Annotated in this window: 21 protein-coding genes; 8 read left to right on the forward strand and 13 right to left on the reverse strand. The window is 66.9% G+C overall.

Annotation, left to right across the window (positions count from 1 at the left end; translation table 11 throughout):
• Positions 1-95 precede the first annotated feature (95 nt).
• The 4 genes from ASE61_RS22205 to ASE61_RS22220 all read left to right on the forward strand — a co-directional run bounded on the left by ASE61_RS22205 (position 96) and on the right by ASE61_RS22220 (position 4,054).
• Positions 96-911 (forward strand): ABC transporter permease, encoded by an 816-nt coding sequence (locus ASE61_RS22205; protein WP_200959675.1) that lies wholly within the window; start codon positions 96-98, stop codon positions 909-911.
• Positions 912-932: 21 nt separating this feature from the next.
• Positions 933-1,991 carry an ABC transporter ATP-binding protein gene (locus ASE61_RS22210; protein WP_061970635.1) on the forward strand — a complete coding sequence of 353 codons (1,059 nt, stop codon included), beginning with the start codon at positions 933-935 and terminating at the stop codon, positions 1,989-1,991.
• 35 nt (positions 1,992-2,026) lie between these two features.
• Positions 2,027-3,073 (forward strand): ABC transporter substrate-binding protein, encoded by a 1,047-nt coding sequence (locus ASE61_RS22215; protein WP_061970637.1) that lies wholly within the window; start codon positions 2,027-2,029, stop codon positions 3,071-3,073.
• Positions 3,074-3,184: 111 nt separating this feature from the next.
• Positions 3,185-4,054: an ABC transporter permease gene (locus ASE61_RS22220; RefSeq protein WP_061970639.1), complete on the forward strand. Its 870-nt coding sequence runs from the start codon at positions 3,185-3,187 to the stop codon at positions 4,052-4,054.
• Between the two features lie 64 nt (positions 4,055-4,118).
• On the opposite strand, the gene ASE61_RS22225 is transcribed toward ASE61_RS22220, so the two are convergent.
• The 3 genes from ASE61_RS22225 to ASE61_RS22235 form a co-directional block, all read right to left on the reverse strand.
• Positions 4,119-7,298, reverse strand: a complete 3,180-nt coding sequence (locus ASE61_RS22225) for an efflux RND transporter permease subunit (protein WP_061970641.1) — start codon at positions 7,296-7,298, stop codon at positions 4,119-4,121.
• 77 nt (positions 7,299-7,375) lie between these two features.
• On the reverse strand, positions 7,376-8,575 hold the full coding sequence (locus ASE61_RS22230; RefSeq protein ID WP_061970643.1) for an efflux RND transporter periplasmic adaptor subunit: 1,200 nt from the start codon (positions 8,573-8,575) through the stop codon (positions 7,376-7,378).
• 49 nt (positions 8,576-8,624) lie between these two features.
• Positions 8,625-9,461, reverse strand: a complete 837-nt coding sequence (locus ASE61_RS22235) for an alpha/beta hydrolase fold domain-containing protein (RefSeq protein ID WP_082617650.1) — start codon at positions 9,459-9,461, stop codon at positions 8,625-8,627.
• 109 nt (positions 9,462-9,570) lie between these two features.
• Between ASE61_RS22235 and ASE61_RS22240 the strand changes: the two genes are divergently transcribed.
• A complete protein-coding gene (locus ASE61_RS22240) occupies positions 9,571-10,578 on the forward strand; it encodes a LysR family transcriptional regulator (RefSeq protein ID WP_082617633.1) in 1,008 nt (335 codons plus the stop codon).
• Here ASE61_RS22240 and ASE61_RS22245 read toward each other — a convergent pair.
• From ASE61_RS22245 to ASE61_RS22280, 9 genes are all read right to left on the reverse strand, one after another.
• Positions 10,551-10,997, reverse strand: a complete 447-nt coding sequence (locus ASE61_RS22245) for a PTS sugar transporter subunit IIA (RefSeq protein WP_061970647.1) — start codon at positions 10,995-10,997, stop codon at positions 10,551-10,553. The two genes, ASE61_RS22240 and ASE61_RS22245, sit on opposite strands and share 28 nt — an antisense overlap.
• A 43-nt stretch (positions 10,998-11,040) precedes the next feature.
• Positions 11,041-11,733 (reverse strand): response regulator, encoded by a 693-nt coding sequence (locus ASE61_RS22250; protein ID WP_061970649.1) that lies wholly within the window; start codon positions 11,731-11,733, stop codon positions 11,041-11,043.
• A complete protein-coding gene (locus ASE61_RS22255; protein ID WP_061970743.1) occupies positions 11,730-14,438 on the reverse strand; it encodes a sensor histidine kinase in 2,709 nt (902 codons plus the stop codon). The genes ASE61_RS22250 and ASE61_RS22255 overlap by 4 nt, the downstream gene beginning before the upstream one ends.
• Positions 14,439-14,490: 52 nt before the next feature.
• Entirely contained in the window at positions 14,491-15,096 is a 606-nt protein-coding gene (locus ASE61_RS22260) for a K(+)-transporting ATPase subunit C (RefSeq protein WP_061970651.1), read from the reverse strand.
• An 11-nt stretch (positions 15,097-15,107) separates the two neighbouring features.
• Positions 15,108-17,165 (reverse strand): potassium-transporting ATPase subunit KdpB, encoded by a 2,058-nt coding sequence (kdpB, locus tag ASE61_RS22265; protein WP_061970653.1) that lies wholly within the window; start codon positions 17,163-17,165, stop codon positions 15,108-15,110.
• A gap of 33 nt (positions 17,166-17,198) precedes the next feature.
• A complete protein-coding gene (locus tag ASE61_RS26675; protein WP_156407190.1) occupies positions 17,199-17,369 on the reverse strand; it encodes a hypothetical protein in 171 nt (56 codons plus the stop codon).
• Positions 17,370-17,379: 10 nt separating this feature from the next.
• Positions 17,380-19,083, reverse strand: coding sequence for a potassium-transporting ATPase subunit KdpA (gene kdpA, locus ASE61_RS22270; protein ID WP_061970655.1), 1,704 nt, complete (start codon positions 19,081-19,083; stop codon positions 17,380-17,382).
• 29 nt (positions 19,084-19,112) lie between these two features.
• On the reverse strand, positions 19,113-19,202 hold the full coding sequence (locus ASE61_RS26680) for a K(+)-transporting ATPase subunit F (protein WP_061970656.1): 90 nt from the start codon (positions 19,200-19,202) through the stop codon (positions 19,113-19,115).
• Positions 19,203-19,489: 287 nt separating this feature from the next.
• Positions 19,490-21,145, reverse strand: a complete 1,656-nt coding sequence (locus ASE61_RS22280; RefSeq protein WP_244492980.1) for an MFS transporter — start codon at positions 21,143-21,145, stop codon at positions 19,490-19,492.
• 238 nt (positions 21,146-21,383) lie between these two features.
• On the opposite strand from ASE61_RS22280, the gene ASE61_RS22285 reads away from it, so the two are divergent.
• Together ASE61_RS22285 and ASE61_RS22290 are read left to right on the forward strand one after the other, a co-directional pair.
• The gene (locus ASE61_RS22285; RefSeq protein ID WP_061970660.1) at positions 21,384-22,445 is read left to right on the forward strand and encodes a LacI family DNA-binding transcriptional regulator; all 1,062 of its coding nucleotides are present in this window, start codon (positions 21,384-21,386) and stop codon (positions 22,443-22,445) included.
• Complete coding sequence (locus tag ASE61_RS22290; protein ID WP_061970662.1) at positions 22,445-23,629, forward strand: extracellular solute-binding protein; 1,185 nt, start codon at positions 22,445-22,447, stop codon at positions 23,627-23,629. The genes ASE61_RS22285 and ASE61_RS22290 overlap by 1 nt, the downstream gene beginning before the upstream one ends.
• A gap of 99 nt (positions 23,630-23,728) precedes the next feature.
• Here ASE61_RS22290 and ASE61_RS22295 read toward each other — a convergent pair whose 3' ends face one another.
• Positions 23,729-24,640 carry a TetR/AcrR family transcriptional regulator gene (locus ASE61_RS22295; RefSeq protein WP_244492981.1) on the reverse strand — a complete coding sequence of 304 codons (912 nt, stop codon included), beginning with the start codon at positions 24,638-24,640 and terminating at the stop codon, positions 23,729-23,731.
• On the opposite strand from ASE61_RS22295, the gene ASE61_RS22300 reads away from it, so the two are divergent.
• A complete protein-coding gene (locus ASE61_RS22300; protein WP_061970665.1) occupies positions 24,582-25,601 on the forward strand; it encodes an efflux RND transporter periplasmic adaptor subunit in 1,020 nt (339 codons plus the stop codon). The two genes, ASE61_RS22295 and ASE61_RS22300, sit on opposite strands and share 59 nt — an antisense overlap.
• Positions 25,602-25,604: the final 3 nt, after the last annotated feature.

Raw genomic sequence — 25,604 nt, forward strand, 5'->3', positions numbered from 1 at the left:
GGCGTCGCAAACTGCCGCTCAAACGAGGGAACGGTCTTGGCCTCCAGAGTGGATGACATACGGCAGGGAACGGCCTGCCATCAGGGACAAGCTGGGTGAGCGCCGGTTCGCCGCGATTCGGGCGCTATGCGCTGAACGGTGCGGCCGCGCTGTCGCTCGGCTTCATCCTGCTTCCCCTGATCTTCGTGACCTGGCTCGCCTTCTTCCGGCAGGAAATCCCCTCCTTTCCGCCGGAGGGCTATTCGCTGAAATGGTTCGCCGGGGCGGCGAACAACAAGTCCTTCATCGACGGTTTCACGCTGAGCGTTCAGGTTGCCGTCGCCTCGACGTTGATCGGCCTTCTCCTTGGCGTGCCGGCAAGCCTCGCCCTGGTGCGCCATCGCATCCCGCTGGGCGGTGGCATCAGCACGCTCCTGCTGCTGCCGCTGGTGATGCCGGGCATCGTGCTGGGCACCGCGACCTATGTCTTCCAGATCGAGATCGAGATCGCCACGGAATGGCCGGTATTGGGCTCGCTCGGCGGCCTGGTCGCGGCCCATACCCTCGTCGTTATTCCCTGGGTGGTGCGGCTGGTGACGGCGAGCCTCGCCGGTTTCGACCGCTCGATCGAGGAAGCCGCGCAGAATCTGGGCGCCGGCCCGGTCACGACCTTCTGGCGGGTGACGCTGCCCAGCATCCGGCCCGGTATCGTGGCGGCTTCGCTGTTCGCCTTCGTGACCTCGTTCGGCAATCTCGAGATGAGCCTCTTCCTAGTCGGGCCGGGCCGGACGACGCTGCCGATCGCGATCCTCCAGTATCTCGAATGGAAGATCGATCCGACGGTGGCGGCAGCCTCCCTCATCCAGATCGTCCTGATCGCCGTCGCGATGATCGTGACCGATCGCTATGTCAAACTGAGCCGGGTGGTGTGAACGGATGGCGAGATCCTAACGATGGCACAGCTCTCGCTCTCGCATCTGAAGAAGGCGTATGGCGGCCTCACGGTCGTTGACGATGTCGATCTCTCCGTCGCCGACGGCGAGTTCCTGGTGCTGCTCGGCCCCTCCGGCTGCGGCAAGACGACGACGCTGCGCATGATCGCCGGCTTCGTGCCGCCGAGCGCGGGCGCGATCACGATCGGCGATCAGGACGTCACCAACCTGCCGCCGTGGAAGCGCCATTGCGGCCTGGTCTTCCAGAGCTACGCGCTGTTTCCGCACATGACCGTCGCGCAGAACGTCGCTTTCGGCCTGGAGATGCACAAGGTGCCGCAGGCCGAGCGCGGCCCGCGCGTCGCCGAGGCGCTACGGCTGGTCCGGCTCGGCGGCTTCGACGAGCGCTATCCGCGCCAGCTCTCCGGCGGCCAACAGCAGCGCGTCGCCTTGGCTCGGGCGCTGGCGATGGAGCCGCAGGTGCTGCTGCTCGACGAACCCCTCTCCAATCTCGACGCCAAGCTGCGCCTCGAGGTCCGGATCGAGATCCGCGAATTGCAGCAGAAGCTCGGCCTCACCACGGTCATGGTGACCCATGACCAGGAGGAGGCGCTGACCATGGCGGACCGCCTTGTCGTCATGGAAAAGGGGCAGGTGCGCCAGATCGGCACCCAGCGCGAGCTTTACGAGAAGCCGGCCAATCGCTTCGTCGCGGGCTTCATCGGGCGCAGCGCCTTCATCGATGGCGAGGTCGCTGCGCAAGGCCGCTTCCGGACCGGCGGCGGGCTCGACATCGCCTGCAGCGCTGCATCGGTGCCCGGTGCGGCGACGCTCGCGCTCAGACCCGAGCGGATCGCGGTCGGGGCTGAGGCGGAGGGGCTGCCCAACCGCTTTCCGGCACGGATCGAGCATGCCTCCTATCTCGGCGCGCTGCTCGACGTCCAGGTCGCGCTCAACGAGCAGGACCGCATGCTGCTGCAGATCCCGAATAAGGTCGGTTTGGCCGAGCCGCATGTCGGCGAGAGCATCACGATAGGCTGGGCCGAAAACGCCGGGCTCGTCTATCCGCAAGGGGCGTGAAAGCCCATTCGGCGTCCAAAAACGAGGGGAATACCATGGCTTCATTCGACAGGCGGGATATTCTGAAAGGTGCAGGCGCGGCTGCGCTGGCGACAGCCACCGGCATGCCGGCCTTCGCCCAATCCGGCGGCCGCGTCGTCGTCGGCACCTGGGGCGGCGACTACGCGAGGCTTTTGACCAAGAACGTCGAAGACCCGATCCTCAAGCCCAAGGGTATCGAGGTGGTGCAGGACCAGGCCGGCGACGCGCCGCGCCGCGCCAAGATGGTCGCCGAGAAACGCCTGCCGCGTGGCACCGTCGACATCCAGGGTCTCTCGGCCGCCAACATGTTCGAGATGAACGAAGCGGGCGTGCTCGAGCAGATCGACTATTCCAAGCTGCCAAATGCCAAGAACCTGCTGCCGACGATGAAATACCCCTACGGGATGGGGCATATCTATTCGGGCAACGTCGTGATCTACAATCCCAAGATCATCTCGCCGGCGCCGAAGGGGTTCAAGGACTGGCTCGATCCGAAATGGGGCTCGAAGATCGGCTTCATCGACATCCAGTACCAGTCGATCTTCATCGCGGCCTCGATGGCGGCGACCGGCGGCAAGGACATGAACGACATCGAGAAGGCCAAGGAGGTCCTGCTCGCGGTCAAGAAGGCGGGCGCGCGCGTCTACCCGACCAACGAGGCCTTCGCCCAGGCGATGAAGAACGAGGAAGTCGGCATCAGCGCGATCTGGAAGGCGCGCGTCGTGCAATGGCAGAACGCCGGCATTCCGTGCGAGGCGGTCTCGCCGATCGAGGGCATCCCGACCTATGTTTCGGGCTTCGTGATCCAGAAGAACGCGCCGAACAAGGAGAACGCCTACGCCTATATGGATGCGATGCTGGCCAAGGCGCCGCAGGAGGCCTTCGCCGTCGACATGGGCTATAACGGCACCGTCACCGGCCTCAATGTCGATCCGGCGCTGCACAAGCGCATCGGCTTCACGCCGGAGGAGGAGAAGACCCTGAAGGATCTCGACTATGCCTTCCTCGCCAAGAACGATTCGGCGATGAAGGAGTGGTGGGACAAGGTCTTCAAGGGCTGACATGGCTCGTCCGTTCGACCATCGCGGCCGCCTGACGCGGCTTTCTGCGCTTCCGGCTCGCGCTGGCGAACGGTCAAACCATGCCGTCGACATAAGCTTGGGGAGTGGTTCATGAGCGCCGCTCCCGAAGCCGTCGCCGGCGCCCGCACCAGGCTCGCCGGCCTGCTCGTCGTGCCGGCGACGCTCTTCGTCGCGCTCATGCTGATCGGGCCGCTGGCGATCCTGTTCCGCTACTCGCTCAACAAGTTCGTGCCCGGCCAGTTCATGGTCGACGCGCTGGTGATCGAGAACTACGTCAAGTTCTTCACCGACGCCTATTATCTCAACGTGCTCCTCCGCACCGTGCGCGTCGCGGTGATCTGCACGCTGATCTGCCTCGTCATGGGTTTCCCGCTCGCCTATGTGCTGGCGCGCACGCAGAGCCGCTTCAAGAATCTCATGGTCATCGCGGTGGTGCTGCCGCTCTTCGTCGGCAATGCCGTGCGCGCCGCCGGCTGGATGACCATCTTCGGCAGCAAGGGGGCGTTCAATGCCTCGCTGATGGGCTTAGGCCTGATCGATGAGCCGCTCGAGATCATGTATACCGAGAATGCCGTGCTGATCGGCATCATCGCGGTCAACCTGCCCTTCATGGTGCTGACGCTGCAGAGCGTGATCGAGGGCATTCCGCGCAATGTCGAGGAAGCCGCCTTCAGCCTCGGCGCCGGGCCTGCCGCGATGTTCCGTCGTGTGCTCTGGCCGCTCGCGCTGCCCGGCATCCTCGCCGGCACGATCCTGACCTTCATCCTGGCGATGAACGCCTATGCCACGCCGGTGCTGCTGGGCGGGCCGAAATTCCAGATGATGGGGCCGCTGGTCTATGGCCAGTTCGCGCAGCAGAACAACTGGCCCTTCGGCGGCGCGATCTCGTTCATCCTGATGACCGCGACGATCCTGCTCACCATGATCGCCCATCTCACCGTGCAGCGGCGCTATCGCTGAGACAGCCTGAAACGAAACCGCCTCCGACCAGTGGCCGGAGGCGGTTTTCTCTCATTGCTTGGGCTTACTCGGCAGCCTGCAAGACCGGCTGTTCGATATCATGCCGGGCGAGCGGGCGGTTGCCCGCGAGCTTCCTCATCAGCACGTAGAAGACCGGCGTCAGGAAGATGCCGAAGGCGGTGACGCCGATCATGCCCGCGAAGACCGCGATGCCCATCGCCTGCCGCATCTCGGCGCCGGCCCCGGTCGAGATCACCAGCGGCACCACGCCCATGACGAAGGCGAGCGAGGTCATCAGGATCGGACGGAGACGCAGGCGGCTGGCCTCGATCGCAGCCTCGACCGGCGTCCTGCCCTCGAATTCGAGCTCTCGCGCGAATTCGACGATCAGGATGGCGTTCTTGGCCGATAGTCCGACCAGCACGACGAGGCCGATCTGGGTGAAGACGTTGTTGTCTCCGCCCGAGAGCCAGACGCCGGTCAGCGCCGCCAGCAGCCCCATCGGGATGATCAGCAGGATCGCGATCGGCAGGGTCATGCTCTCGTACTGGGCGGCCAGCACCAGCAGGACGAGCAGGATGGCCACGGGGAAGACGATCACCGCCGAATTGCCCGCCAGGATCTCCTGATAGGTCAGCTCGGTCCATTCGAAGGCGAAGCCCTTGGGCAGGGTCTCCTTCGCGATGCGCTCCACCGCTTCCTGCGCCTGACCCGACGAGAAGCCCGGAGCCGCGCCGGCATTGATGTCGGCCGAGAGGAAGCCGTTATAGCGCATGGCGCGTTCCGGACCGGAATCGGTGCGCACGTTGAGCACCGCGCTGAGCGGGATCATCTCTCCCGTCGTCGAGCGCACCTTGAGCTGGCCGATATGCTCGGGCTGGGCGCGGAAGGGCGCATCGGCCTGGACGCGCACGGTATAGGTGCGGCCGAAGCGGTTGAAGTCGTTGACATAGGTCGAGCCGAGATAGGTCTGCAGCGTGTCGAAGACTTCCGTCACGGGCACGCCGAGCTGGCGGGCCTTGGTGCGGTCGATATCGGCATAGAGCTGCGGGACGTTGACCTGGAAGCTCGAGAACAGGCCGGCGATCTCGGGCGCGGTCGCCGCCTTGGCCATGAAGGCCTTGGTCGCCTCGTCGAGCGCCGCATAGCCCAGGCCGGCGCGGTCCTCGATCTGCAGCTTGAAGCCGCCGATCGTACCGAGGCCCTGCACGGGCGGCGGCGGGAACATCGCGATGAAGGCCTCCTTGATGCCTGCGAATTCCTTGTTGAGCTGCATCGCGATGGCGTTGCCGCTGAGCGCCGGGTCCTTGCGCTGGTCGAAGGGCTTCAGGGCGACGAAGACGATGCCGGAGTTGGAGGAGTTGGTGAAACCGTTGATCGAGAGACCGGGGAAGGAGATCGCGTTCTCGACGCCCGGGTGCTTCAGCGCAATCTCGTCCATGCGGCGGATGACGTCCTCCGTGCGGTCGAGGGTCGCGGCATCAGGCAGCTGCGCGAAGCCGACGAGATACTGCTTGTCCTGGCCCGGCACGAAGCCCGACGGCACCGCCTTGAACAGCACGCCGGTGAGGCCGAGCAGCACGACATAGACCGCGAGCATCACCGCGCGATGCGAGATCACCCGGCGCACGCCGCCGCCATAGGCTTCCGACGAGCGATGGAAGAAGCGGTTGAAGGCGCGGAAGAACCAGCCGAACAGCTTGTCCATGGCCCGCGTCAGCGCATCCTTGGGCGCGTGGTGGCCCTTCAGCAGGAGCGCAGCGAGAGCCGGCGACAGGGTAAGCGAGTTGATAGCCGAGATCACCGTCGAGATCGCGATGGTCAGCGCGAACTGACGGTAGAACTGGCCGGTCAGGCCCGAGATGAAGGCGAGCGGCACGAAGACCGCGACGAGCACCAGCGCGATTGCGATGATCGGGCCGGAGACCTCGCGCATCGCCTTGTAGGTCGCTTCGCGTGGGGCGAGCCCGTTCTCGATGTTGCGCTCGACATTCTCGACCACGACGATGGCGTCGTCGACGACGATGCCGATGGCCAGCACGAGGCCGAACAGGCTCAGCGCATTGATCGAGAAGCCGAGGAGATACATCACCGCGAAGGTGCCGACGACCGAGATCGGTACGGCGACGAGCGGGATGATCGAAGCGCGCCAGGTCTGCAGGAAGACGATGACGACGAGCACGACGAGCGCCACTGCCTCCAACAGCGTCGAGATCACCGCCTTGATCGAGGCGCGCACGAACTGGGTGGTGTCGTAGACGATCGAGTAGTCCACGCCCTCGGGCATGTTCTGCTTGATCTCGCGCATGGTCTCCTGGACGCGGTCGGCGATCGCGATGGCGTTCGAGCCCGGCGCCTGGAAGACCGGCACGGCGACGGCCGACTTGCCGTTGAGCAGCGAGCGCAGCGCATAGTCGGCGGCGCCCAGCTCGATGCGGGAGACGTCCTTCAGCCGGACGACCGCGCCGTCGGCTGCGGTCTTGACGATGATCTCGCCGAACTGCTCTTCGTTCTGGAGGCGGCCCTGGGCATTCACCGAAAGCTGGAGGTCGAGGCCCGGCGCATTCGGCGAGGCGCCGATGACGCCAGCTGCGGCCTGGACGTTCTGGGCGCGGATCTCGCGCACGACGTCGCCGGGCGATAGCCCGTGCTCGGCGACCTTCTGCGGGTCGAGCCAGACGCGCATCGAGTAGTCGCCGGAGCCGAAGAGCTGGACCTGGCCGACGCCGTCGATGCGTGCGAGCCGATCCTTGACGTTCAGCACCGCGTAGTTCCGCAGATAGGTCATGTCATAGCGGCCGTTCGGCGAGGTGATGTGCACCACCATCGTCAGGTCGGGCGAGCTCTTGACCGTGGTGACACCGAGCCGGCGCACCTCCTCGGGCAGGCGCGGCTCGGCCTGGCTGACGCGGTTCTGGACGAGCTGCTGGGCCTTGTCCGGGTCGGTGCCGAGCCTGAAGGTGACGTTCAGCGTCATGACGCCGTCGGTCGTCGCCTGGCTCGACATGTAGAGCATGCCTTCGACGCCGTTGATCTGCTCCTCGATCGGCGTCGCCACCGTCTCGGCGATCACGCGCGGGCTCGCGCCCGGATATTGCGCCCGCACGACGACCGTCGGCGGGACGACTTCCGGGTATTCCGAGATCGGCAGGGCCCTGATCGAGAGCAGCCCTGCCAGGAAGATCAGGATGGAGAGGACCGCCGCGAAGATCGGCCGGTCGATGAAGAATTTCGAGAGGTTCATGGGTAGCGCCCCCTTTCGAGCGGCTTATGCTTGCGGCTGCGGGCCCGCCTCGCGGCACCCGCAGCCGATCGTTGATGTCAGCGTTGCGCGAGTTCGGTTGCGGGCTTCTTCAGCTCGCTCTTCTGCGCCATCGGCACCGGCTCGGGCGCGACCGTCGCGCCGGGCCGCACGCGCTGCAGCCCGTTGACGACGATGCGCTCGCCCGGTTTCAGGCCGGCCGTGACGACGCGCAGCCCGTCATGGGCGGCACCGAGCGAGACTTCGCGCCAGGCGGCCTTGGCATCGTCGCCGACGACGAAGACGAACTTCTTGTTCTGGTCGGTGCCGACCGCGCGCTCGTTGATGACGAGCTGTTGCTCGGCCCTGGCCTGGCCGAGCTGGACCCGGACGAACTGGCCGGGCATCAGCTTGCCGTCGGGATTGTCGAGCCTGGCGCGCACCCTGACCGTGCCGCTGGCGCCGTCGATGCCGTTATCGACGAAATGCAGCTTGCCGCTGAACTGCGCGGCCTGCGCCGTCGCCGTCGTGATCCTGACCGGGATCTGCTCCAGCGCGCGTGGGCCGTCCGGCAGCGAGGCGAGAGCATCGAGCACGCTGCGCTCGTCGGCATTGAAGGCGGCATAGATCGGATCGACCGAGAGCAGCGAGGTCAGGACCTGCCCGCCGGCCGCGATCAGGTTGCCGACGGTGACGTCGAGCCGGCCGATGCGGCCGCTGATCGGGGCCCGGATCTGGGTATAGTCGAGGTTGAGCTGCGCCGTACGGCGGGCGGCCTCGGCGGCCTGGAGATTGGCCTGCGCCTCCCGCAGGTTGTTGACACGGGTATCGATGTCGCGCTGGGAGAGGTTGCGGGTTGCCAGCAACTGCTGGCCGCGCTCGTTCTCGCTCTCGGCGAGTGCGACCCGCGCCTTCGCGCCCTGCACCTGCGCCTCGGCTCGCTGGAGGTCGGCGAGATAGGGTGCCTGGTCGATGCTGACGAGCAGGTCGCCCTGCTTCACGAGGTTGCCCTCGCGGAAATGCACGGCCTCGACGACACCGGCGACGCGCGAGCGCAGTTCGACGCGTTCGATCGCCTCCAGCCGGCCGGAGAACTCGGCCCAGGGCACGACCTCGCGCGCCTCGACGGTTGCGACGGAGACGGGGATGGCGGGCGCCGCTGCGGGCGCGGTATCGCCTTGGGCATGTGTGCCGGACAGGGCAAAGACCGTGATGGCGGTCAATGCGACGGAGGCGGTGAGGCGGGCCAAAAGGCCACGACGGTTCGTTCCCGGAATCATGGGTCGGTCCTTCCTTGGAAATGCTGTGAGTGTTCGAAAGAGGGGAGCGCTAGGAGGGCGCGGTCCGTTCATAGAAGGCGGCGATCTCGCCGCAGCTTTGGCAGAGACAGGAGCCTTCCTCGGCCGCATCCGCATAGGCCTGCGGCCAGCGCGTCGGCGCGGTGAACTCGACATGGCGGACGGCGATGCCGGCCTGGCCGAGACGGTCGGCATATTGCGCGGCTTCGTCGCGCATCGGGTCGTCCTGCCCGCTGATCAGCAGGGCCGGCGGCAGGCCGGCGAGACGTGTCGCCTGGAGCGGGGCGGCGTAGGGATGAGCGGCGCGCTCGGGCGTGCCGAGATAGTCGGCCCAGCCATCGGCCCAGCGGCAGCCGACCGGGCCGGCCTGCACGCCACGCAGCGAGGCGGTGCCGAGGCAGGCGTCGAGCATCGGCGAGAACAGGATCTGGCCAGCGAGCGTCGGGCCGCCGCGATCGCGCGCCATCATGGCGAGCGCCGCGGCGAGGTTGCCGCCGGCTTCCTCGCCGGCGATGTAGAGCGGCGCGCCGCGCGTCGCCCAACGATTGCGCCCCCTGGCAAGAGCCTCGAGCGCTGCATAGATGCGCTCCAACGTCTCGGGGAAGCGCTTGATCGGGGCGAGCGGATAGGAGAGCGAGAACACGACCGCGCCGGCCTCGGTCAAGGCCGTGGCGACGGCCTGCCCTTCGGCCGGCGAGCCGCTGTTGAAGTGGCCGCCATGCAGATGCAGCACGAGCCCGGCATTATCCGGAACCTCGGCGGGAACGTAGAGGCGGCCTGTGAAGCTCTCTCCACGGGCGCTCAGGGTTTCCTCCCGCCAGAAGACGGAGAGGACCGGTTGCAGTTTCTGCGCGGCGATCGCGGGCATTGACGCACCCTCGCTGTTGCGTTGCAGCATGAGATAGAGATTCGGCATTCCTGAATAAATGATCTAATCATTCATTCATTATTCACGTACGGAAACAATCCGAGGGCATATGGACCAGCTTGCCGCGATGCGGGCCTTCGTGCGGGTCGTCGAGACCGGCACCTTCACGCGGGCCGCCGATCTTCTGGACATGCCGAAGCCGACCGTCACCAAGCTGATCCAGCAGCTGGAGGCGCATCTGCGCGCCAAGCTGCTGAACCGGACGACGCGGCGGGTGACCGTGACCATGGACGGCGCGGCCTATTACGAGCGGGCATTGCGTCTGCTCGACGAACTCTCCGAACTCGATTCCAGCCTCACGCTGGCGCAGGCGCGGCCGAGCGGGCGGCTCAGGGTCGATTGCAGCTCGTCGCTGGCGATCTCGGTGATCATCCCGGCGCTGCATGAGTTCCATGCGCGCTATCCCGATATCCAGCTCGATCTCGGTCTGAGCGACCGCGCTGCGGACTTGATCGGAGAGAATCTCGACTGCGCCGTGCGTGCGGGGGAGATCGCCGACCAGAGCCTGATCGCGCGGCGGATCGGCGAGATGCAGCTCATCACCTGCGCGACGCCGGATTATCTTGCCCGCTTCGGCACGCCGATCCATCCGCGCGATATCGAGGACGGCCACCAGATCGTCGCCTATCGGCCGGCGCTCGGCGGGCGCATCCTGCCGATGGTCTATCAGAACCGCAGCGAGACGATCGAGGTCAGCGGGCGCTACACCATCGCGCTGAATGACGGCACGGGCTATCTCGCGGCCGGGCTCGCGAGCCACGGCATCATGCAATTGCCGACTTTCATGGCCCGGGTGCCGATCGCGGACGGGCGGCTCGTGCCGCTGCTGCTGGACTGGTGCACGGCGCCGAAGCCGTTGCACATCGTCTATCCGCCGAACCGGCACCTCAGCAACAAGGTGCGCGTCTTCGTCGATTGGCTGGCGGAGCTGTTCGCGCGCGACGAGTTCGTACTGTCGCGCGGCGCGGGCTTCCCGGCCGGTTGCAAGCCATCGCTTCTGCCAGCGATGCCGATCCCCGCGAAAGCCGATCAGCTCTCTTCGAGCAGCAGTGCGTAGATGTCCTCGCCGCCCGCGGCATTGCGGATGCGTTCGCGGATCTCGGCCGGACGCAGGCGTTTTGCGATGCAGGCCAGCGCGTCGATACGGCCCTTGCCGCCGTTCACGGGCGTCAGAACCAGGCAGACGAGATCGACCGGTGCGCCGTCGATCGCCTCATAGGCGACGGGTTTCTCCAGCCGCGCCAGCAGGCCGAACGGCTCGGTAAGGCCTTCGACCGGCGCATGCGGCATCGCCAGCCCGCCGCCGACACCGGTGGAGCCCAGCGCCTCGCGGTGGTTCAACGCGTCGAGAATAGCCGCCGCGGGCAATGCGAGCTGCTCGGCCGCCTTCTTCGCAAGGGCGCGGAAGAGAGCGGCCTTATTCGCAGCGGCGAGCCTGACGATGGAACGCGGGCGGATGATGTCGGATGGGATCATGTGATTTCGTCGCATGCTGCCGCCCGGAAGGGCCGTGCAGGGCTCACTCGGCTTCGCGCAGGCGGTAGCCGACGCCGGTCTCGGTGGTGATGTATTGCGGCTGATCGGGGATGCGCTCGATCTTCTGGCGCAATTGCCGGACATAGACGCGCAGATACTGGACATCGGCCGAGGCACCCCAGACCTGCTTCATCAGGTGCTGGTGAGTCAGTACCTTGCCGGCATGCTGCACGAGGATGCGCAGGATGTCGTATTCCTTGGGCGAGAGCTTCACCTCCTGTTCGCCCAGCCTGACGATGCGCTTGACGAGATCGACCGAGAGCTCGCCGGTCTGGAAGATCGGCTTCTCGCCCTGCTGCTGGAGCTTGTGGCGCAAGGCGACCCGCAGGCGGGCCGCCAGCTCCTTCATGCCGAAAGGCTTGGTGACATAGTCGTCGGCGCCGTTTTCGAGAGCCGCGACGATGCCGGCCTCGTCGGTACGGCTCGACAGGATGACGATCGGCAGGGCCAACGCCTCGGCGCGCCATTTTTGCAAGAGCTCCTGCCCGGACAGATCGGGCAGGCCGAGATCGAGGATGACGAGATCAGGTAATTCCTCGGCGATGCGCTCGATCGCCTCGCGTGCGGTGGCCGCCTCGCGGATAGCATAGCCCTCGGTGGAGAGGCCGACGCGGAGCAGGCGGCGGATCGCCGGCTCGTCGTCCACGACCAGCACCTTGGTGTCCGTTGCGGTCATGTCTGTGGTTCCAATGGCTTGGGCTGGCTGTCAGCCGGCATGCGGATGGTGAAGATCGCGCCGCTGCGATCCGTCCGGTTCGCCGCCGTGATCGTGCCGCCCATCGCCTCGACGAAGCCGCGGCAGATGGCGAGGCCGAGGCCGGTTCCAGCGCGGACCTGGTCGCCCTTGCGGACGCGGTAGAAGCTGTCGAAGACGCGTTCAAGATCGGCGGGCGGCAGGCCCGGCCCTTCGTCGGACACCGTCACCAGAACTTCGCGGCCTTCCTGCCGGGCGCGGATGGCGATGGCGCTGCCGGCGGGCGCATATTTCGCGGCATTGTCGAGGAGGTTGAACAGCACCTGCTCGAACAGGACCGGGTCGAGCCGGAGCATCGGCAGGTCACCGGGCAGGGCGGTCTCGATAGGATGACCTGCGGTGATCTTCGTGGCGCGGCGCAGCGCGCTGCCAACCACGTCGGCGACATCGACCAGCGCCGCATTCGGCTCCATCGCGCCCGATTCGATCCGGGTCATGTCGAGCAGGTTGGCGATGAAGCGGTTGAGGCGCTCGGATTCGTCGATCACGGTCGCGAGCAGGGCGGTGCGATCCTCTTCCGGCAGGGCCTGACGATAGTCGCGCAAGGTTCCGGCCGCGCCCATGATCGAGGCCAGCGGCGTCTTCAGGTCATGCGAGATCGAGGTCAGCAGGGCCGAGCGCAGGCGGTCGGCCTCGGCCGCGAGCTTCGCGCGGTCGACATCGGCGACCAGCTGGATGCGCTCGATGGCGACGGCGGCCTGATCGGCTAACGCATCGAGCAGGCGCTGCTGCTCGGGGGTCAGAAGCGGGCCTTCCTTGTCGTCGTCGAGGCCGATCACGCCGATGGCGGTGCGGCCGGTGCGCAGGGGCAAATAGAGCCGCCTGGCGCCGGGCAAGGTGTCGGCGCCGCGCCCGGCCGGTCGGTCATGCTCCCAGGCCCAGCGCGCGGCGGCGATATCGGCGTCGACCAGCGTGTCGTCGGGCGGATAGCCGGCGCGGACCGCGATCGTTCCATCCTCGGGCATCAGGATGACGACGCGCAGGCGCAGCATCGAGGCGATCTGGAAGGCGCTGGCCCAGAGCACGTCGTCGAGCGTGCCGGTGCCGGCGAGCTTCTTCGAGAAGAGATAGAGATCCTCGGTGGTGCGGGCGCGCTGGCGGGCGGCATTGGCCTGGCGCTGAACGCGGGCGGTGAGGTTGGAGGCGATCAGGGCGACGAGCAGGAAGAAGCCGAGCGCGACGACATTTTCGGGGTCGGCGATCGTGAGCGTGTAGAGCGGTGCGATGAAGAAGAAATTCAGTGCGAACGCGCTGAGCAGCGAGGCGAAGAGAGCCGGCCAGAGACCCGCTGTCACCGCCGAAGCGAGGACGGCGGTCAGGAAGACCAGCGCGATATTGCGCAGGTCCATGATCAGGCTGAGCAGTTCGGCCGCTCCGAGCGCGACCGCGACATAGGCTGCCGCCGCGAGATAGGGCCTGGCCGAGAAGCCGGGTTTGCCGATAGCCGAGACGCCGGCATCCGCGTCCGGTGTCTGCTCGCGCAAGGCGACGACATGAATGCCGATATCGCCGGCGCGACCGATCAGTTCATGCGAGACGGAAGGCTTCAGCCATTCGCGCCAGCGCGGCTTGGCCGGCTTGCCGACGATGATCTGGGTGACGTTGCCGGCGGCGGCATGCCGGAGGATCTCGCCGGCCACATCCTGTCCCGGCAAGGTGACGGCCTCGGCGCCGAGTTGAGCCGCGAGCCGGAGCGCATTGGCGATCCGCGTCTTGGCTGCTTCGGGCAGGGCTGCGGCCTGCGGCGTCTCGACATGGAGCGCGCTCCAGGGCGCGCGCAGCCGGTCGGCCTGCCGCTTGGCATGGCGGATGAGGGCCGGCGCCCCGGCGCTGTCGTCGATGCAGACCAGGAGGCGCTCGCCCGCCGCCCAGGGCCCGGAGATCGCGTGTTCCTGCATATGGCTGAGGAGCTGGTCATCGACCCGCTGCGCAGTGCGGCGCAGTGCGAGTTCGCGCAGCGCCGTCAGGTTGCCCGGCGAGAAGTAGTTCGCAACGGCGCGCTTGGCGGTCTTGCCGAGATAGACCTTGCCTTCTTCGAGGCGCTTGATCAGGTCGGCCGGCGTCAGGTCGATGATCTCGATATCGTCGGCGCGGTCGACGATCGAATCCGGCACGGTCTCGCGCACGCGGATGCGGGTGATCTGCGCGACGACGTCGTTCAGGCTCTCGACATGCTGGATGTTCAGCGTGGTGTAGACGTCGATGCCGCGCGCGAGCAATTCCTCGACATCGAGATAGCGCTTGGGGTGGCGGCTGCCCGGTGCATTGGTATGGGCGAGCTCGTCGACGAGGACGAGGGCCGGACGCCGGGCCAGGATGGCGTCGAGGTCCATCTCGTCGAGGGCGCGGCCCTTGTAGTCGACGAGCCGGCGCGGGACGATCTCGAAGCCGTCGACCAGCGCCTGCGTCTCGCTGCGGCCATGGGTCTCGACGACGCCGATCACGACATCGACCCCCTCGACCCGGCGGGCGCGGCCGGAGGTCAGCATCTCATAGGTCTTGCCGACGCCCGGCGCCGCGCCGAGGAAGATCTTCAGGCGCCCGCGACCTTCGCGCTGGGCGCTGGCCAGCAGCGCCTCCGGTGAGGGCCTGCCTCTGGTCTCGCGATGGCTGTCGGCGATGGTCATGCGGGTCCGCACGGAAAGCGGCGGCGCCTGACGCGCCGCCGTGGCCTTTGTGTCAGCGCTGCGCGGCGCCGTCGAGAGCAAGGTTCAGCGCGAGCACGTTGACGACAGGCTCGCCGATGAAGCCGAGCTTGCGCCGCTCGATAAGAGTGTCGACCAGCGCCTTGAGCGTTGCCGGATCGGCACTGCGCGCTTTGGCGACGCGCGCGATCTGGAAATAGGCGGCCTCGGGCGAGATATGCGGGTCGAGCCCGCTGCCGGAGGTGGTCACCAGCTCCATCGGCACCGGCGCGTTGGGATTCTCGGCCTTGAGTTTCTCCACCTCGGCCTTGATGCGCTCGATCAGCTTCGGATTGGTCGGTCCGAGATTGGAGCCGCCGGAATTGGCGGCATTATAGGGCGCGTCGACCGTCTTCGTGCTGTCGTTCGGGTCGGTTCCCACCGTCGCCGAGGGGCGGCCATGGAAATAGCGCTCGCTGGTGAAGTTCTGGCCGATCAGGCTGGAGCCGATGATCTTGCCGTCCTTCTCGATCAGGCTGCCATTGGCCTGGCGCGGGAAGACGGCCTGGGCGATGCCGGTCATCGCCAGCGGGTAGGCGAGGCCGGTGATGGCGGTCAACGCGACGATCATCACGAGGGCGGGGCGGATCTGCTTGAGCATGGTCGAATTCCTCAGATGAGGCCGATGGCGGTGATGGCCATGTCGATGGCCTTGATGCCGATGAAGGGGACGACGAGGCCGCCGAGCCCGTAGACCAGCAGGTTGCGGCTGAGCAGGGCGCCGGCGCCGACGGCGCGATACTTCACGCCCTTCAGCGCGAGCGGGATCAGCGCGACGATGATCAGCGCGTTGAAGATGATCGCGGAGAGGATGGCGCTCTGCGGCGTCTGCAGCCCCATGATGTTGAGCGCGCCGAGCTGCGGATAGAAGGCCAGGAACATCGCCGGGATGATCGCGAAATACTTGGCGACGTCGTTGGCGATCGAGAAGGTCGTCAGCGCGCCGCGCGTCATCAGGAGCTGCTTGCCGATCTCGACGATCTCGATGAGCTTGGTCGGGTCGCTGTCGAGATCGACCATGTTGCCGGCCTCGCGGGCCGCGACCGTGCCGGTGTTCATGGCGACGCCGACATCGGCCTGGGCGAGGGCGGGTGCATCGTTGGTGCCGTCGCCGCACATGGCGACGAGCTTGCCCTTGGCCTGTTCCTCGCGGATCAGCGCAAGCTTGTTCTCGGGCGTCGCCTGGGCGAGGAAATCGTCGACGCCGGCCTCGGCCGCGATGGCGGCGGCGGTCATCGGGTTGTCGCCGGTGATCATCACCGTGCGGATGCCCATGCGGCGGAGTTCCGTGAAGCGCTCGCGAATGCCGCCCTTCACGATGTCCTTGAGATGGACGACGCCGAGCAGGCGCCCGTCACGCGCGACCGCGAGCGGCGTGCCGCCGGCCTTCGCGATCTCGGCGGCGATGGCCTGGACCTCGCGCACCGTCTCGGGCGTGGATTTGGCGCTGGCGCGCTCGACATATTTCAGGACGGCATCGACCGCACCCTTGCGGATCTGCGAGCCCTCGAGATCGACGCCGCTCATCCGGCTCTGCGCGGTGAAGGGCACGAAGGTCGCGTGCAGGCTTCCCATGTCGCGGGCGCGGATGGCGTATTTCTCCTTGGCGAGCACGACGATCGAGCGGCCTTCCGGCGTCTCGTCGGCGAGTGAGGCGATCTGGGCGGCATCGGCCAGTTCCTGCTCGCCGACGCCGCGCACGGGGCGGAACTCGGTCGCCTGGCGGTTGCCGAGCGTGATCGTGCCGGTCTTGTCGAGCAGCAGCGTATCGACGTCGCCGGCGGCCTCGACGGCGCGGCCCGACATGGCGAGCACGTTGAAGCGCACAAGCCGGTCCATGCCGGCGATCCCGATGGCCGAGAGCAGGGCGCCGATCGTGGTCGGGATCAACGTCACGAACAGCGCGACCAGCACGACGACAGGGATATAGCCGCCGGCATAGGTGGCGAAGCTCGGGATCGTCACGGTGGCGAGAACGAAGATCAGCGTCATGCCGGCGAGCAGGATGTTGAGCGCGATCTCGTTCGGCGTCTTCTGGCGTTCGGCGCCCTCGACCAGCGCGATCATGCGGTCGATGAAGGTCGAGCCGGCCGCGGCGGTGATGCGGACGCGGATCCAGTCGGAGAGAACCTGCGTGCCGCCGGTCACGGCCGAACGGTCGCCGCCGGATTCGCGGATCACGGGGGCGGATTCGCCGGTGATCGCGGCCTCGTTGACCGAGGCGACGCCTTCGATCACCTCGCCATCGGAGGGGATGATGTCGCCGGCCTCGACCAGCACGATATCGCCGACCTTGAGCGAGGTACCCGGAACGAGCCGGAACTGGCTGCGGTCATCGCCCGAGAGCAGCTTGGCTTCGGTCTCAGAGCGGGTCTTGCGCAGCGAGTCGGCCTGGGCTTTGCCGCGCCCTTCGGCCACCGCTTCCGCGAAATTGGCGAAGAGCACGGTGAACCAGAGCCAGAGCACGATCTGGAAGGAGAAGCCGAGATTGGCGCCTCCCGTGGCAAGGTCCTTGACGAAGAGGATGGTGGTGAGCGCGGAGACCACGGCGACGACGAACATCACCGGGTTGCGGGCGAGGCTGCGCGGGTCGAGCTTGCGGAAGGCGTCGGCGAAGGCCGGCAGCAGGATCCGGGCGTCGATCAGGCTCGCGGATTTGGATGGGCTCATAAGAGGCTCCAGCGGAGGGGTGGCGGGTCCGGCTCAGGCGGCGACGAGGCCGGCGAGCGCCCGGACGAGCAGCAGGACGAGGAACAGCGCGACCGTCAGGCCGAGGATGATGGTGGCAGGGCGCGGGGGTGCCCTGTCCGTTTCACGCGAGGCGGTGTCACGATGGACGGCGTCGCGGCGCATTTGGCGCAGGCAGCTTGCCATGATGGCCTCCTCAGAAGCTCTGGCCGGCGAGCATCGCGAGATGCTCGACGATCGGGCCGACTGCGAGGGCGGGGAAGAAGGTCAGGCCGCCGACGATCAGGATAACGCCGACGAGCAGGCCGACGAAGAGCGGGCCGTCCGTCGGGAAGGTGCCGGCCGAGGCGGGCACGGATTTCTTCGCGGCGAGTGAACCGGCGATGGCGAGAGCCGGGATGATGACCAGGAAGCGGCCGACCAGCATTGTGATGCCGAGCGTCACGTTGTACCAGAGCGTGTTCGCCGAGAGGCTGGCGAAGGCCGAGCCGTTATTCGCCGCCGCCGAGGTATAGGCGTAGAGGATCTCGGAGAAGCCGTGCGGGCCGCTATTGCCAGCGGAGGCGACGGCGCCGGGCAGCACCACGGCGATCGCGGTGAAGACCAGCATGCCGGCCGGCAAGCAGAGGATGGCGAGCATCGCCATCTTGACCTCGCGGGCCTCGATCTTCTTGCCGAGATATTCCGGCGTGCGGCCGACCATCAGCCCGGCGACGAAGATCGCCAGCACGACGAAGAGGACGATGCCGTAGAAGCCGGCGCCGACACCGCCGACGATGACCTCGCCAAGCTCCATGTTGATCAGCGGGATCATGCCGCCGAGCGCGGTGAAGCTGCCATGCATGGCGTTGACCGCGCCGCAGGAGGCGGCGGTGGTGACGACGGCGAAGAGGGCCGAGAGCGGAATGCCGAAGCGCATCTCCTTGCCCTCGAGATTGCCGCCCTGAAGGCCGAGTGCCTGGACCAGCGGATTGCCTGAAGCTTCCGCCCAGTAGCAGACGGCGATGCCGGCGATGAACAAGACACCCATGGCCGAGAGGATCGCCCAGCCCTGGCGCTCGTTGCCGACCATCCGGCCGAAGACATTGGTCAGCGCGGCGCCGATCGCGAAGATCGAGACCATCTGGAGGAGATTGGTGATGGCGTCAGGGTTCTCGAAGGGGTGGGCCGAGTTGGCGTTGAAGAAGCCGCCACCATTGGTGCCGAGCATCTTGATCGCGAGCTGGGACGCGACCGGGCCGCGCGCGATGGTCTGCTGCGCGCCTTCGAGCGTCGTCGCCGTCACCGACGGGTCGAGCGTCTGCGGGACCCCCAAGGCGACATAGGCCAGCGTCAGCAGGATGCAGAGCGGCAGCAGGACGTAGAGTGTCGCGCGGGTGAGGTCGACCCAGAAGCTGCCGACCGACTTGGCCGAGGCGCGGGCGAAGCCGCGGATCAGCGCGACGGCGATGGCGATGCCGGTCGCGCCCGAGACGAAGTTCTGCACGGTCAAGCCGAGCATCTGCGTCAGGTAGGACATGGTGCTTTCGCCGCCATAGCCCTGCCAGTTGGTGTTGGTGACGAAGCTGACCGCCGTGTTGAAGGCGAGGTCGGGTGCCACAGTGCCCATGCCGTCCGGGTTCAGCGGCAGCAGGCCCTGAAAGCGCTGCAGCCCGTAGAGCAGCAGCAGGCCGGCGAGGTTGAACAGCAGCAGCGCGACCGCATAGGCGCTCCAGTGCTGCTCCTCGCGCTCATGCGTGCCGGCGAGCGCAAAGAGCCCGCGCTCGACCGGCGCGAGCACGGGGGAGAGGAAGGTGCGCTCGCCACTGAAAACGCGCGTCATGTAGCCGCCGAGCGGCTTCGCTAAAGCGAGCACGATCGCGCAGAAGATCAGGATCTGAATCCAGCCATAAAGTGTCATGGGAGGGCTTTCTCAGCTCGCGCCGGCGCTCAGAAGCGCTCGGGGCGCAGCAGCGCATAAGTGAGATAGACGAGCAGGAGCGCGGTCACCGCGCCGCCGAGAATGTAGTCGACGAACATGGGAGCCTCCTTCAGAGCGCGTTGCAGGCCGAGACATAGGCGAGGGCTGCCGCGAAGAAGCCGAGCGCGAGCGCGAGCATGGCGATATCCATTGCCGTGGTCCTTTCGACCGGGCGTTACCGATGGGCCGATGCGCGCGAGCCAGCCTCCCTGCGGAAGGCGGGGACGCAAGCGCATCGACCATGGCGTGGATTATCGTGCTGGCGGCATAGCCGTTCGAGACGGCCGGCGGCGTCGCAGAATAGGAATTTTATAGGAATTCGGCGCGCCCTGCGGACGCACAGGCTTCAGCCGTGAGGTGTGTCGGACCGGAAGATGCCGGGCTTTCGCGGCACGGCGGTGGGGCGTTCGATCGAGAGGGTCACCTCCGGTGCGCCATCCCCCTGATGCAGATCGACAAGGCTGTCATTCAGCGTCGTGTCGACCGCAGTCCGGCGGTAGTTGAAGCGCAGATAGTCGTGCCATGTCGGCGTGCGGAAGGTCTCGGTCCAGACGGTGACGTCGTGCAGGTTGCGGGTCAGAATCCAGCGGCGCGCGCCGTTGCGCCCTTGCGCAGGCCGACGCTGCTGCATCAGGGCGAGAAAGGCTTCGACCTGATCGGGGGCGATCCGATACTCGATCTTGACGGCGATCGGCCCGCTGCGCGGCTTCAGGTCAAGACCGAGCGTCGGGGCCTCGAAGCTGTCGGGCGTCGAGACATCGGAGTCCTTGCGCTGATGGATGGGCAGGAGAAAGCCGAGGAGCGCGACCCCAAGGGAGGCCGCGGTCGAGGCCTGCAGGGCGAAACCCAGCGAATAGCTTTCGGTGACCATGCCCCAGAGCCAGCTCCCGCCGGCCAGCCCGAGCGAGGTGAGGGCGTAATAGAGCGAGATCGTCCGGCCGACGACCCAGCGCGGGCTCGCCCATTGCACGCTGATGCTGAGGCCAGACCAGCCAAGGACCCACCCGGCGCCGCCGAGCATCAGCGCGACAGCCGCGAGAGCCGGGCTCTGCGTCAGCGACAGACAGAGCGTGCAGGTCGCGCAAGCCGTGCAGGCCAGCTTCAGCATCTGCTCGTCCGAGAGCTTGCGCCGGAGCGTCGTCGAGGCGAGGCCGGCCAGCAGCGCGCCTGCGCCGAAGCCCGCCATCAGGGTGCCGTAGGCGATGGCGCCCTGCTTGAGCTGGTCGCGGACCACCAATGGCAGCAGGGCGAGGATGGCAATGCCTGCGAAGCCGAACAGGAAGCCGCGCCCGAGCGCCGTCTTGATCTCGGAGGACAGGGAGGTGAAGCGGATGCCGTCGGAGATCGCCGTCAGCATCGCTTCGGGCGGCAGCCGCGAGACGGGCACCTTCCAGCGCGAACGCCAGACGACGGCCAGCGGCGCGAGATGGCCGAGCGTATAGAGGCAGAAGGCCGTCAGCGGGCCGAAGCTCGCCAGGATGATGCCGCCGAGCGCCGGCCCGACGCTGCGCACGGTGTTGAAGCCGACGGAGGTCAGCGTCACCGCCGCCGCAAGGTCCTTGCGGTCGACGATATCGCCGACCGAGGCCTGCCAGGCCGGGTCGTTGAAGGCGATGCCGCAGCCGGCGAGAAAACTGAAGAACAGGATGATCCAGGGATTGATCATGCCCAGCGCGACGAGGATCGTCAGCGCCACGGCGGTCACGGTCATCAGGGACCGGGCCATCAGCATCACCTTGCGGCGATTGAAATTGTCGACGATGGCGCCGGCGAAGATCGACAGGATGAAGGCGGGCAGGTTCGTCGCGGCCTGGACCAGCGCAACCATGACGCTGGACGGGGTGATGGTCGCCATCAGCCAGCTCATGGCGATGGTCTGGATCAGCCACCCCAGGCCGGAGATCAGCCCGGCAAGCCAGATCGCCCGGAACGTGACATTCCTGAGAGGCGCAAACGGCCCGGCACCCGCCGCGGATTTCCGCGCATCCATGACTCGGCTCATTCCGACGTCTGCTCCTGGCCGCCGGCCTTGGTTCCGAGCGTGATTCCGGAATCTTATGTCATGATTTTCGCCTGGGAGGCCTGATTTTCCGGCATGGACGACCTGCAGGGAGACGGATGTTCCCTGTCAGGCAGGCTGGAGCGCGCGCGTCCAAAAACAAGCATGCCGTATGCCAGCAGCGCGCCGCAATGATTGACGCTCACTTGACAGGATGCCGTGCAACCGGTTGCATGAAGCGATGACACGGGGCTCGATCACGATCGGAGATGTCGCGGCGAAGGCCGGCGTGTCGCGGGCGACCGTGTCGCGCGCCTTCACCCGGCCCAATCTCCTGACACCGGCCGTCGTCGAGCAGGTCAGGCGGATCGCCGACGAACTGGGCTACGTCCCCAACCGCATCGCGCGGGCGCTCAGCACCGGGCGCTTCGGCACCATCGCGCTCCTGGTGCCGGACATCGCCAACCCCTTCTTCCCGCCGCTCATCCGTGCCGCGCAGGCGCGAGCCGACGCACTGGGCTATGCGGTGTTCCTCGGCGATTCCGACGAAACGCCCGATCGTGAGGACCGCCTGCTGGCGAAGCTGGCGCCGCAGGTCGACGGCTTCGTCGTCGCGTCGCCCCGCCTCGACGAGGCGCGCATCCGCTTCCATGCCAGCCAGAAGCCGACGGTGCTGATCAACCGCGACATCGCCGGCGTTCCGCGCGTGCTCATCGACGTGCGCGGCGGTATCGAGATGGCGATCACCCATCTCTTCGGGCTCGGCCATCGCCGCATCGCCTATGTCGGCGGTCCGGCCGCGTCCTGGGCGAACCAGCAGCGCGAGCAGGCCGCGATGGCGGCAGCACAGCGCTTCGGCATCGAGGAACTGGCGATCCCGGCCTACCGGCCGACCTATGAGGCCGGCCAGGCGGCGGTCGAACGCCTGCTCGCAGCCGGTGTCAGTGCCGCCATCGCCTTCGACGACATCGTCGCGCAGGGGCTGGTCGCCGGCTTGAGCGCGCGCGGCATCGTCATCCCGCGCGACCTCAGCATCGTCGGCTTCGACGACGTGCTGGCCGCCACGACCTATCCGCCATTGACCACGATCGATGCGCATTGCGCCGATGCCGGCGCGGCCGGCGTCGAACTGCTGCTGGAGATCATCGAGACCGGCGAGAAGCGCGACGCTTGCCAGATCATCCCAACCCGCCTCGTCCAGCGCGAAAGCACCGGCCCGGTCGCGACCGGGGAGGCGATACCCGGACGATCCCCATCGGCCGGGAACAGGCGCAGATCAACCGACCAAAGAGGGAGAACGTGATGTCACGATGGTCAATCCTAGCCGCAGCGGCGGCGCTGATCGGGCTCGGCCCGCTTGCGGCCGAGGCCCAGCCGAAACCGGCCCTGCCCAAGCCCAAGGCGCCGCTGACGATCAGCGTCATCGACGTCGCCGGCGACCTGCAGATCAGCCAGCCCGCAATCGAGAAGTTCCAGAAGGAGCATCCCGATCTCGTCGCGCGCTTCATCTTCACCAAGGCGACGGCGCCGGAGCTCGCCGGGAAGCTCAAGGCGCAGCAGCAGGCCGGGCGCGTCGACATCGACTTCGTGCTGACCGGCAACGACGCGCTCGCGGCCGGCATGGAGCAGAATCTCTGGCTCGAGATCTTCCCCAAATATGCCGACCGCTTTCCCGCGCTCGACAAGCTCTACATCCCCGGCGCCTATGCGATGCAGAAGATGGCGCGCGGCCAGGCGATGGTGCTCGACTGGTATCCGTCAGGGCCGCTGCTCGAATACGACCCGGCCAAGGTCAAGGACATGCCGAAGACGGCCGAGGAACTGCTGGCCTGGTGCAAGGCGCATCCGAACCGCTTCATGTATGCCCGCCCGGCGAATTCGGGGCCGGGGCGCACCTTCGTGATGGGCCTGCCCTATCTGCTCGGTGACAAGGACCCGCAGGATCCGGTCAAGGGCTGGGACAAGACCTGGGCCTATCTCAAGGAGATGAACGACTGCGTCGAGTACTACCCGTCCGGCACCACCGCGACGATGAAGGAGCTCGGCGACGGCTCGCGCGACATCATCGCCACCACCACCGGCTGGGACATCAATCCGCGCTATCTCGGCATCGTGCCGGAGAACTTCAAAGTGGCGACGCTGAAGGGCTTCCACTGGGTCGGCGACGCCAACTACATGGCCATCCCGAAGGGTGTCAGCGGCGAGAAGCTCGATGTCGCGTTGGCGCTGATGGCCTATCTGCTGGAGCCGGCCCAGCAGGCCTACATGTATGACCACGGCTACATGTATCCCGGCCCGTCCATCCACGGCGTGACCATCGACATGGCGCCGAAGGACAGCCAGGAGACGATCGCCAAGTTCGGCCGGCCGGAATATGCCGATATGATCGCGAACAACCCGACCGAACCGCCGCTCGACGCAAAGCCCCTGGTGACGATGTTCGAGAAGTGGGATCGAGAGATCGCCGGGAAGAAGGCAAGGCCGTGAAGCTGTGGCGCGGTGCGGTTTGTACCGCACCGCGCCAGTTACGAAGATCCGGGTATCGCCTGGAAGCGGGCATTCATGCCTATCCGTCAGTCGCCCAGTCTATGTGTGGTCGGGACGATCGACCTGGCGTGCCGTCATCACCGCCCGTGTGAAGCCAGGTTCGACGATAACCAGACTACCGTCCGGCAGTCCGAGGATACGGTCCATCGCGATACCCTGGAATTGGAAGCGTCGATCCAGCGTCGCGATCGCAGCGTCTTCCCCGGCGGTCCCCATCGCATCAATCGTTCGCGCGACGGCATCGTGGGTGCTGGCGTTGAGATGCAGGACGATTTCCGCTGCGGCTTCGGGGTCCGGCACGGTGAAGGTGCCTTCGGCGGTGCCCTGTGCGATGATTCGGGTCAGCACCGGTCGCATCACCGCGATCGAGGCGGCATTGATCCGATGGTAGAGCAGCAGGTTCTCCGGCCGGAAGACAACGTCGAAAGCGGCCCGGAATTTAGGTGCATCCGCCAGCTTCATGCTGCGTGAGCGCGCCATGAAAACGTTCAGCCGCTCAAGCGCGCTGAGACCCGGATCGTCGAGGATATCGCGGACACGCGCGACCGCATCCTGCGCCAGCCTGGCGGTGATCCCTTCGAGCAAATCCTCCTTCGCCGTGAAGTGGTGGTAGAAGCCGCCCTTCGAGATGCCGACCTTTGCGATCACGTCGTTGACCGTGGTCCGCTCGTAGCCGCGTTCGAAAAACAGCGCCTGCGCGCCGTCGAGGATCTCGTTCCTGCGATCACCCGGGGACTTCACGATACGGGGCATATGCGACTTACCTCTGCTTGACGACCGACCGTCGGTCTGTAGAATGACCGACGGTCGGTCTCTCGCGATTGTGCGCGTAAGAGACTGCCGCCGCAACGCTTCCGACTTGCGATGATCGCGAGCGGGGTGCGTCAGCGGGATGCCTCCTGCGAGGGATGCCGTGAAGTTCTCTCGTCTCCTCCTTGCCGCCACGGCCATCATCGTCGCCGGCGGCGCCTACTGGCTCCTGACCAAGCCGGTCGCGGTCGCGACGATCGCACCCAAGCGCGGCGATGCAGCCGAGATCGTCTACGCCACCGGCACGGTCGAGCCGCGCAACTGGGCCAAGGTTACAGCGCTCGTGCGAGAGCGCATCGTCGAGCGCTGCGACTGCGAGGGCCAGCGCGTGGAGCAGGGGCATGTCCTCGCCCGTCTCGACAGCGTCCAGGCCGAGGCGACCTTGGCCGAGCTCAAGGCCCGCCAGAAGCTCGCCACCGCCGAGCTCGACCGGCTGGCGGTTCTGGTCGAGCGCAATGTGACGAGCCAGCAGGCGCTCGATCGCGCTCGCAGCGAGATGGGGCAGGCCTCGGCGCTGATCGCCGGCCAGACCGCCCGCCTCGAGAGCTATGTCCTGCGCGCCCCGATGCGCGGCACCGTGCTGCGCCGCGACGGCGAGGTCGGCGAGATCGCCGAGCCCGGCAGCGTGCTGTTCTGGATCGGCGAAGCCAGGCCGCTGCGCGTCGTTGCCGAAGTCAACGAAGAGGACATTCCCCAGGTCAAGCCCGGCCAGCGGGCTTTGCTACGCGCCGACGCCTTTCCGGGGAAGATGCTGGAAGCCACCGTCGACAGCATCACGCCCAAGGGCGATCCCGTCGCCAAGACCTATCGCGTCTATCTCGCTTTGCCGGACGACACGTCCCTGCTGATCGGCATGACGGTCGAACTCAACATCATCGCGCGGGTGGCGAAGCAGGCACTGCTGTTGCCGGTCGCCGCCGTGCAGGGCAACGCCGTCTTCGTTCTCGATGGCGATCGCGCCCGCCGCCGCGAACTGGCGATCGGCATTCGCGGCACCGGCGATGTCGAGGTCCTCTCCGGGTTGCCGGATCAGGCTCGCGTGATCACGCCCTTTCCGGACAAGCTCGGCGATGGCGCCCGGGTCAGGCTCCAAGGAGGCTGAGCC

The organism is Allobosea sp. Root670, from assembly GCF_001429415.1.
Classification (GTDB): domain Bacteria; phylum Pseudomonadota; class Alphaproteobacteria; order Rhizobiales; family Beijerinckiaceae; genus Allobosea; species Allobosea robiniae.

Excerpts from the sequence above, each read along its gene's own strand:
- ASE61_RS22250 (WP_061970649.1), bottom strand. The coding sequence starts at position 11,733 with ATGACCGCAACGGACACCAAGGTGCTGGTCGTGGACGACGAGCCGGCG.
- ASE61_RS22220 (WP_061970639.1), top strand. The coding sequence starts at position 3,185 with ATGAGCGCCGCTCCCGAAGCCGTCGCCGGCGCCCGCACCAGGCTCGCC.
- ASE61_RS22240 (WP_082617633.1), top strand. The coding sequence starts at position 9,571 with ATGGACCAGCTTGCCGCGATGCGGGCCTTCGTGCGGGTCGTCGAGACC.
- ASE61_RS22225 (WP_061970641.1), bottom strand. The coding sequence starts at position 7,298 with ATGAACCTCTCGAAATTCTTCATCGACCGGCCGATCTTCGCGGCGGTC.
- ASE61_RS22230 (WP_061970643.1), bottom strand. The coding sequence starts at position 8,575 with ATGATTCCGGGAACGAACCGTCGTGGCCTTTTGGCCCGCCTCACCGCC.
- ASE61_RS22300 (WP_061970665.1), top strand. The coding sequence starts at position 24,582 with ATGCCTCCTGCGAGGGATGCCGTGAAGTTCTCTCGTCTCCTCCTTGCC.
- ASE61_RS22245 (WP_061970647.1), bottom strand. The coding sequence starts at position 10,997 with ATGATCCCATCCGACATCATCCGCCCGCGTTCCATCGTCAGGCTCGCC.
- kdpA (WP_061970655.1), bottom strand. The coding sequence starts at position 19,083 with ATGACACTTTATGGCTGGATTCAGATCCTGATCTTCTGCGCGATCGTG.
- ASE61_RS22280 (WP_244492980.1), bottom strand. The coding sequence starts at position 21,145 with ATGAGCCGAGTCATGGATGCGCGGAAATCCGCGGCGGGTGCCGGGCCG.
- ASE61_RS22285 (WP_061970660.1), top strand. The coding sequence starts at position 21,384 with ATGACACGGGGCTCGATCACGATCGGAGATGTCGCGGCGAAGGCCGGC.
- kdpB (WP_061970653.1), bottom strand. The coding sequence starts at position 17,165 with ATGAGCCCATCCAAATCCGCGAGCCTGATCGACGCCCGGATCCTGCTG.
- ASE61_RS22295 (WP_244492981.1), bottom strand. The coding sequence starts at position 24,640 with ATGGCCGTGGCGGCAAGGAGGAGACGAGAGAACTTCACGGCATCCCTC.
- ASE61_RS26680 (WP_061970656.1), bottom strand. The coding sequence starts at position 19,202 with ATGTTCGTCGACTACATTCTCGGCGGCGCGGTGACCGCGCTCCTGCTC.
- ASE61_RS22255 (WP_061970743.1), bottom strand. The coding sequence starts at position 14,438 with ATGACCATCGCCGACAGCCATCGCGAGACCAGAGGCAGGCCCTCACCG.
- ASE61_RS22235 (WP_082617650.1), bottom strand. The coding sequence starts at position 9,461 with ATGCCCGCGATCGCCGCGCAGAAACTGCAACCGGTCCTCTCCGTCTTC.
- ASE61_RS22210 (WP_061970635.1), top strand. The coding sequence starts at position 933 with ATGGCACAGCTCTCGCTCTCGCATCTGAAGAAGGCGTATGGCGGCCTC.
- ASE61_RS22290 (WP_061970662.1), top strand. The coding sequence starts at position 22,445 with ATGTCACGATGGTCAATCCTAGCCGCAGCGGCGGCGCTGATCGGGCTC.
- ASE61_RS22260 (WP_061970651.1), bottom strand. The coding sequence starts at position 15,096 with ATGCTCAAGCAGATCCGCCCCGCCCTCGTGATGATCGTCGCGTTGACC.
- ASE61_RS22215 (WP_061970637.1), top strand. The coding sequence starts at position 2,027 with ATGGCTTCATTCGACAGGCGGGATATTCTGAAAGGTGCAGGCGCGGCT.
- ASE61_RS26675 (WP_156407190.1), bottom strand. The coding sequence starts at position 17,369 with ATGGCAAGCTGCCTGCGCCAAATGCGCCGCGACGCCGTCCATCGTGAC.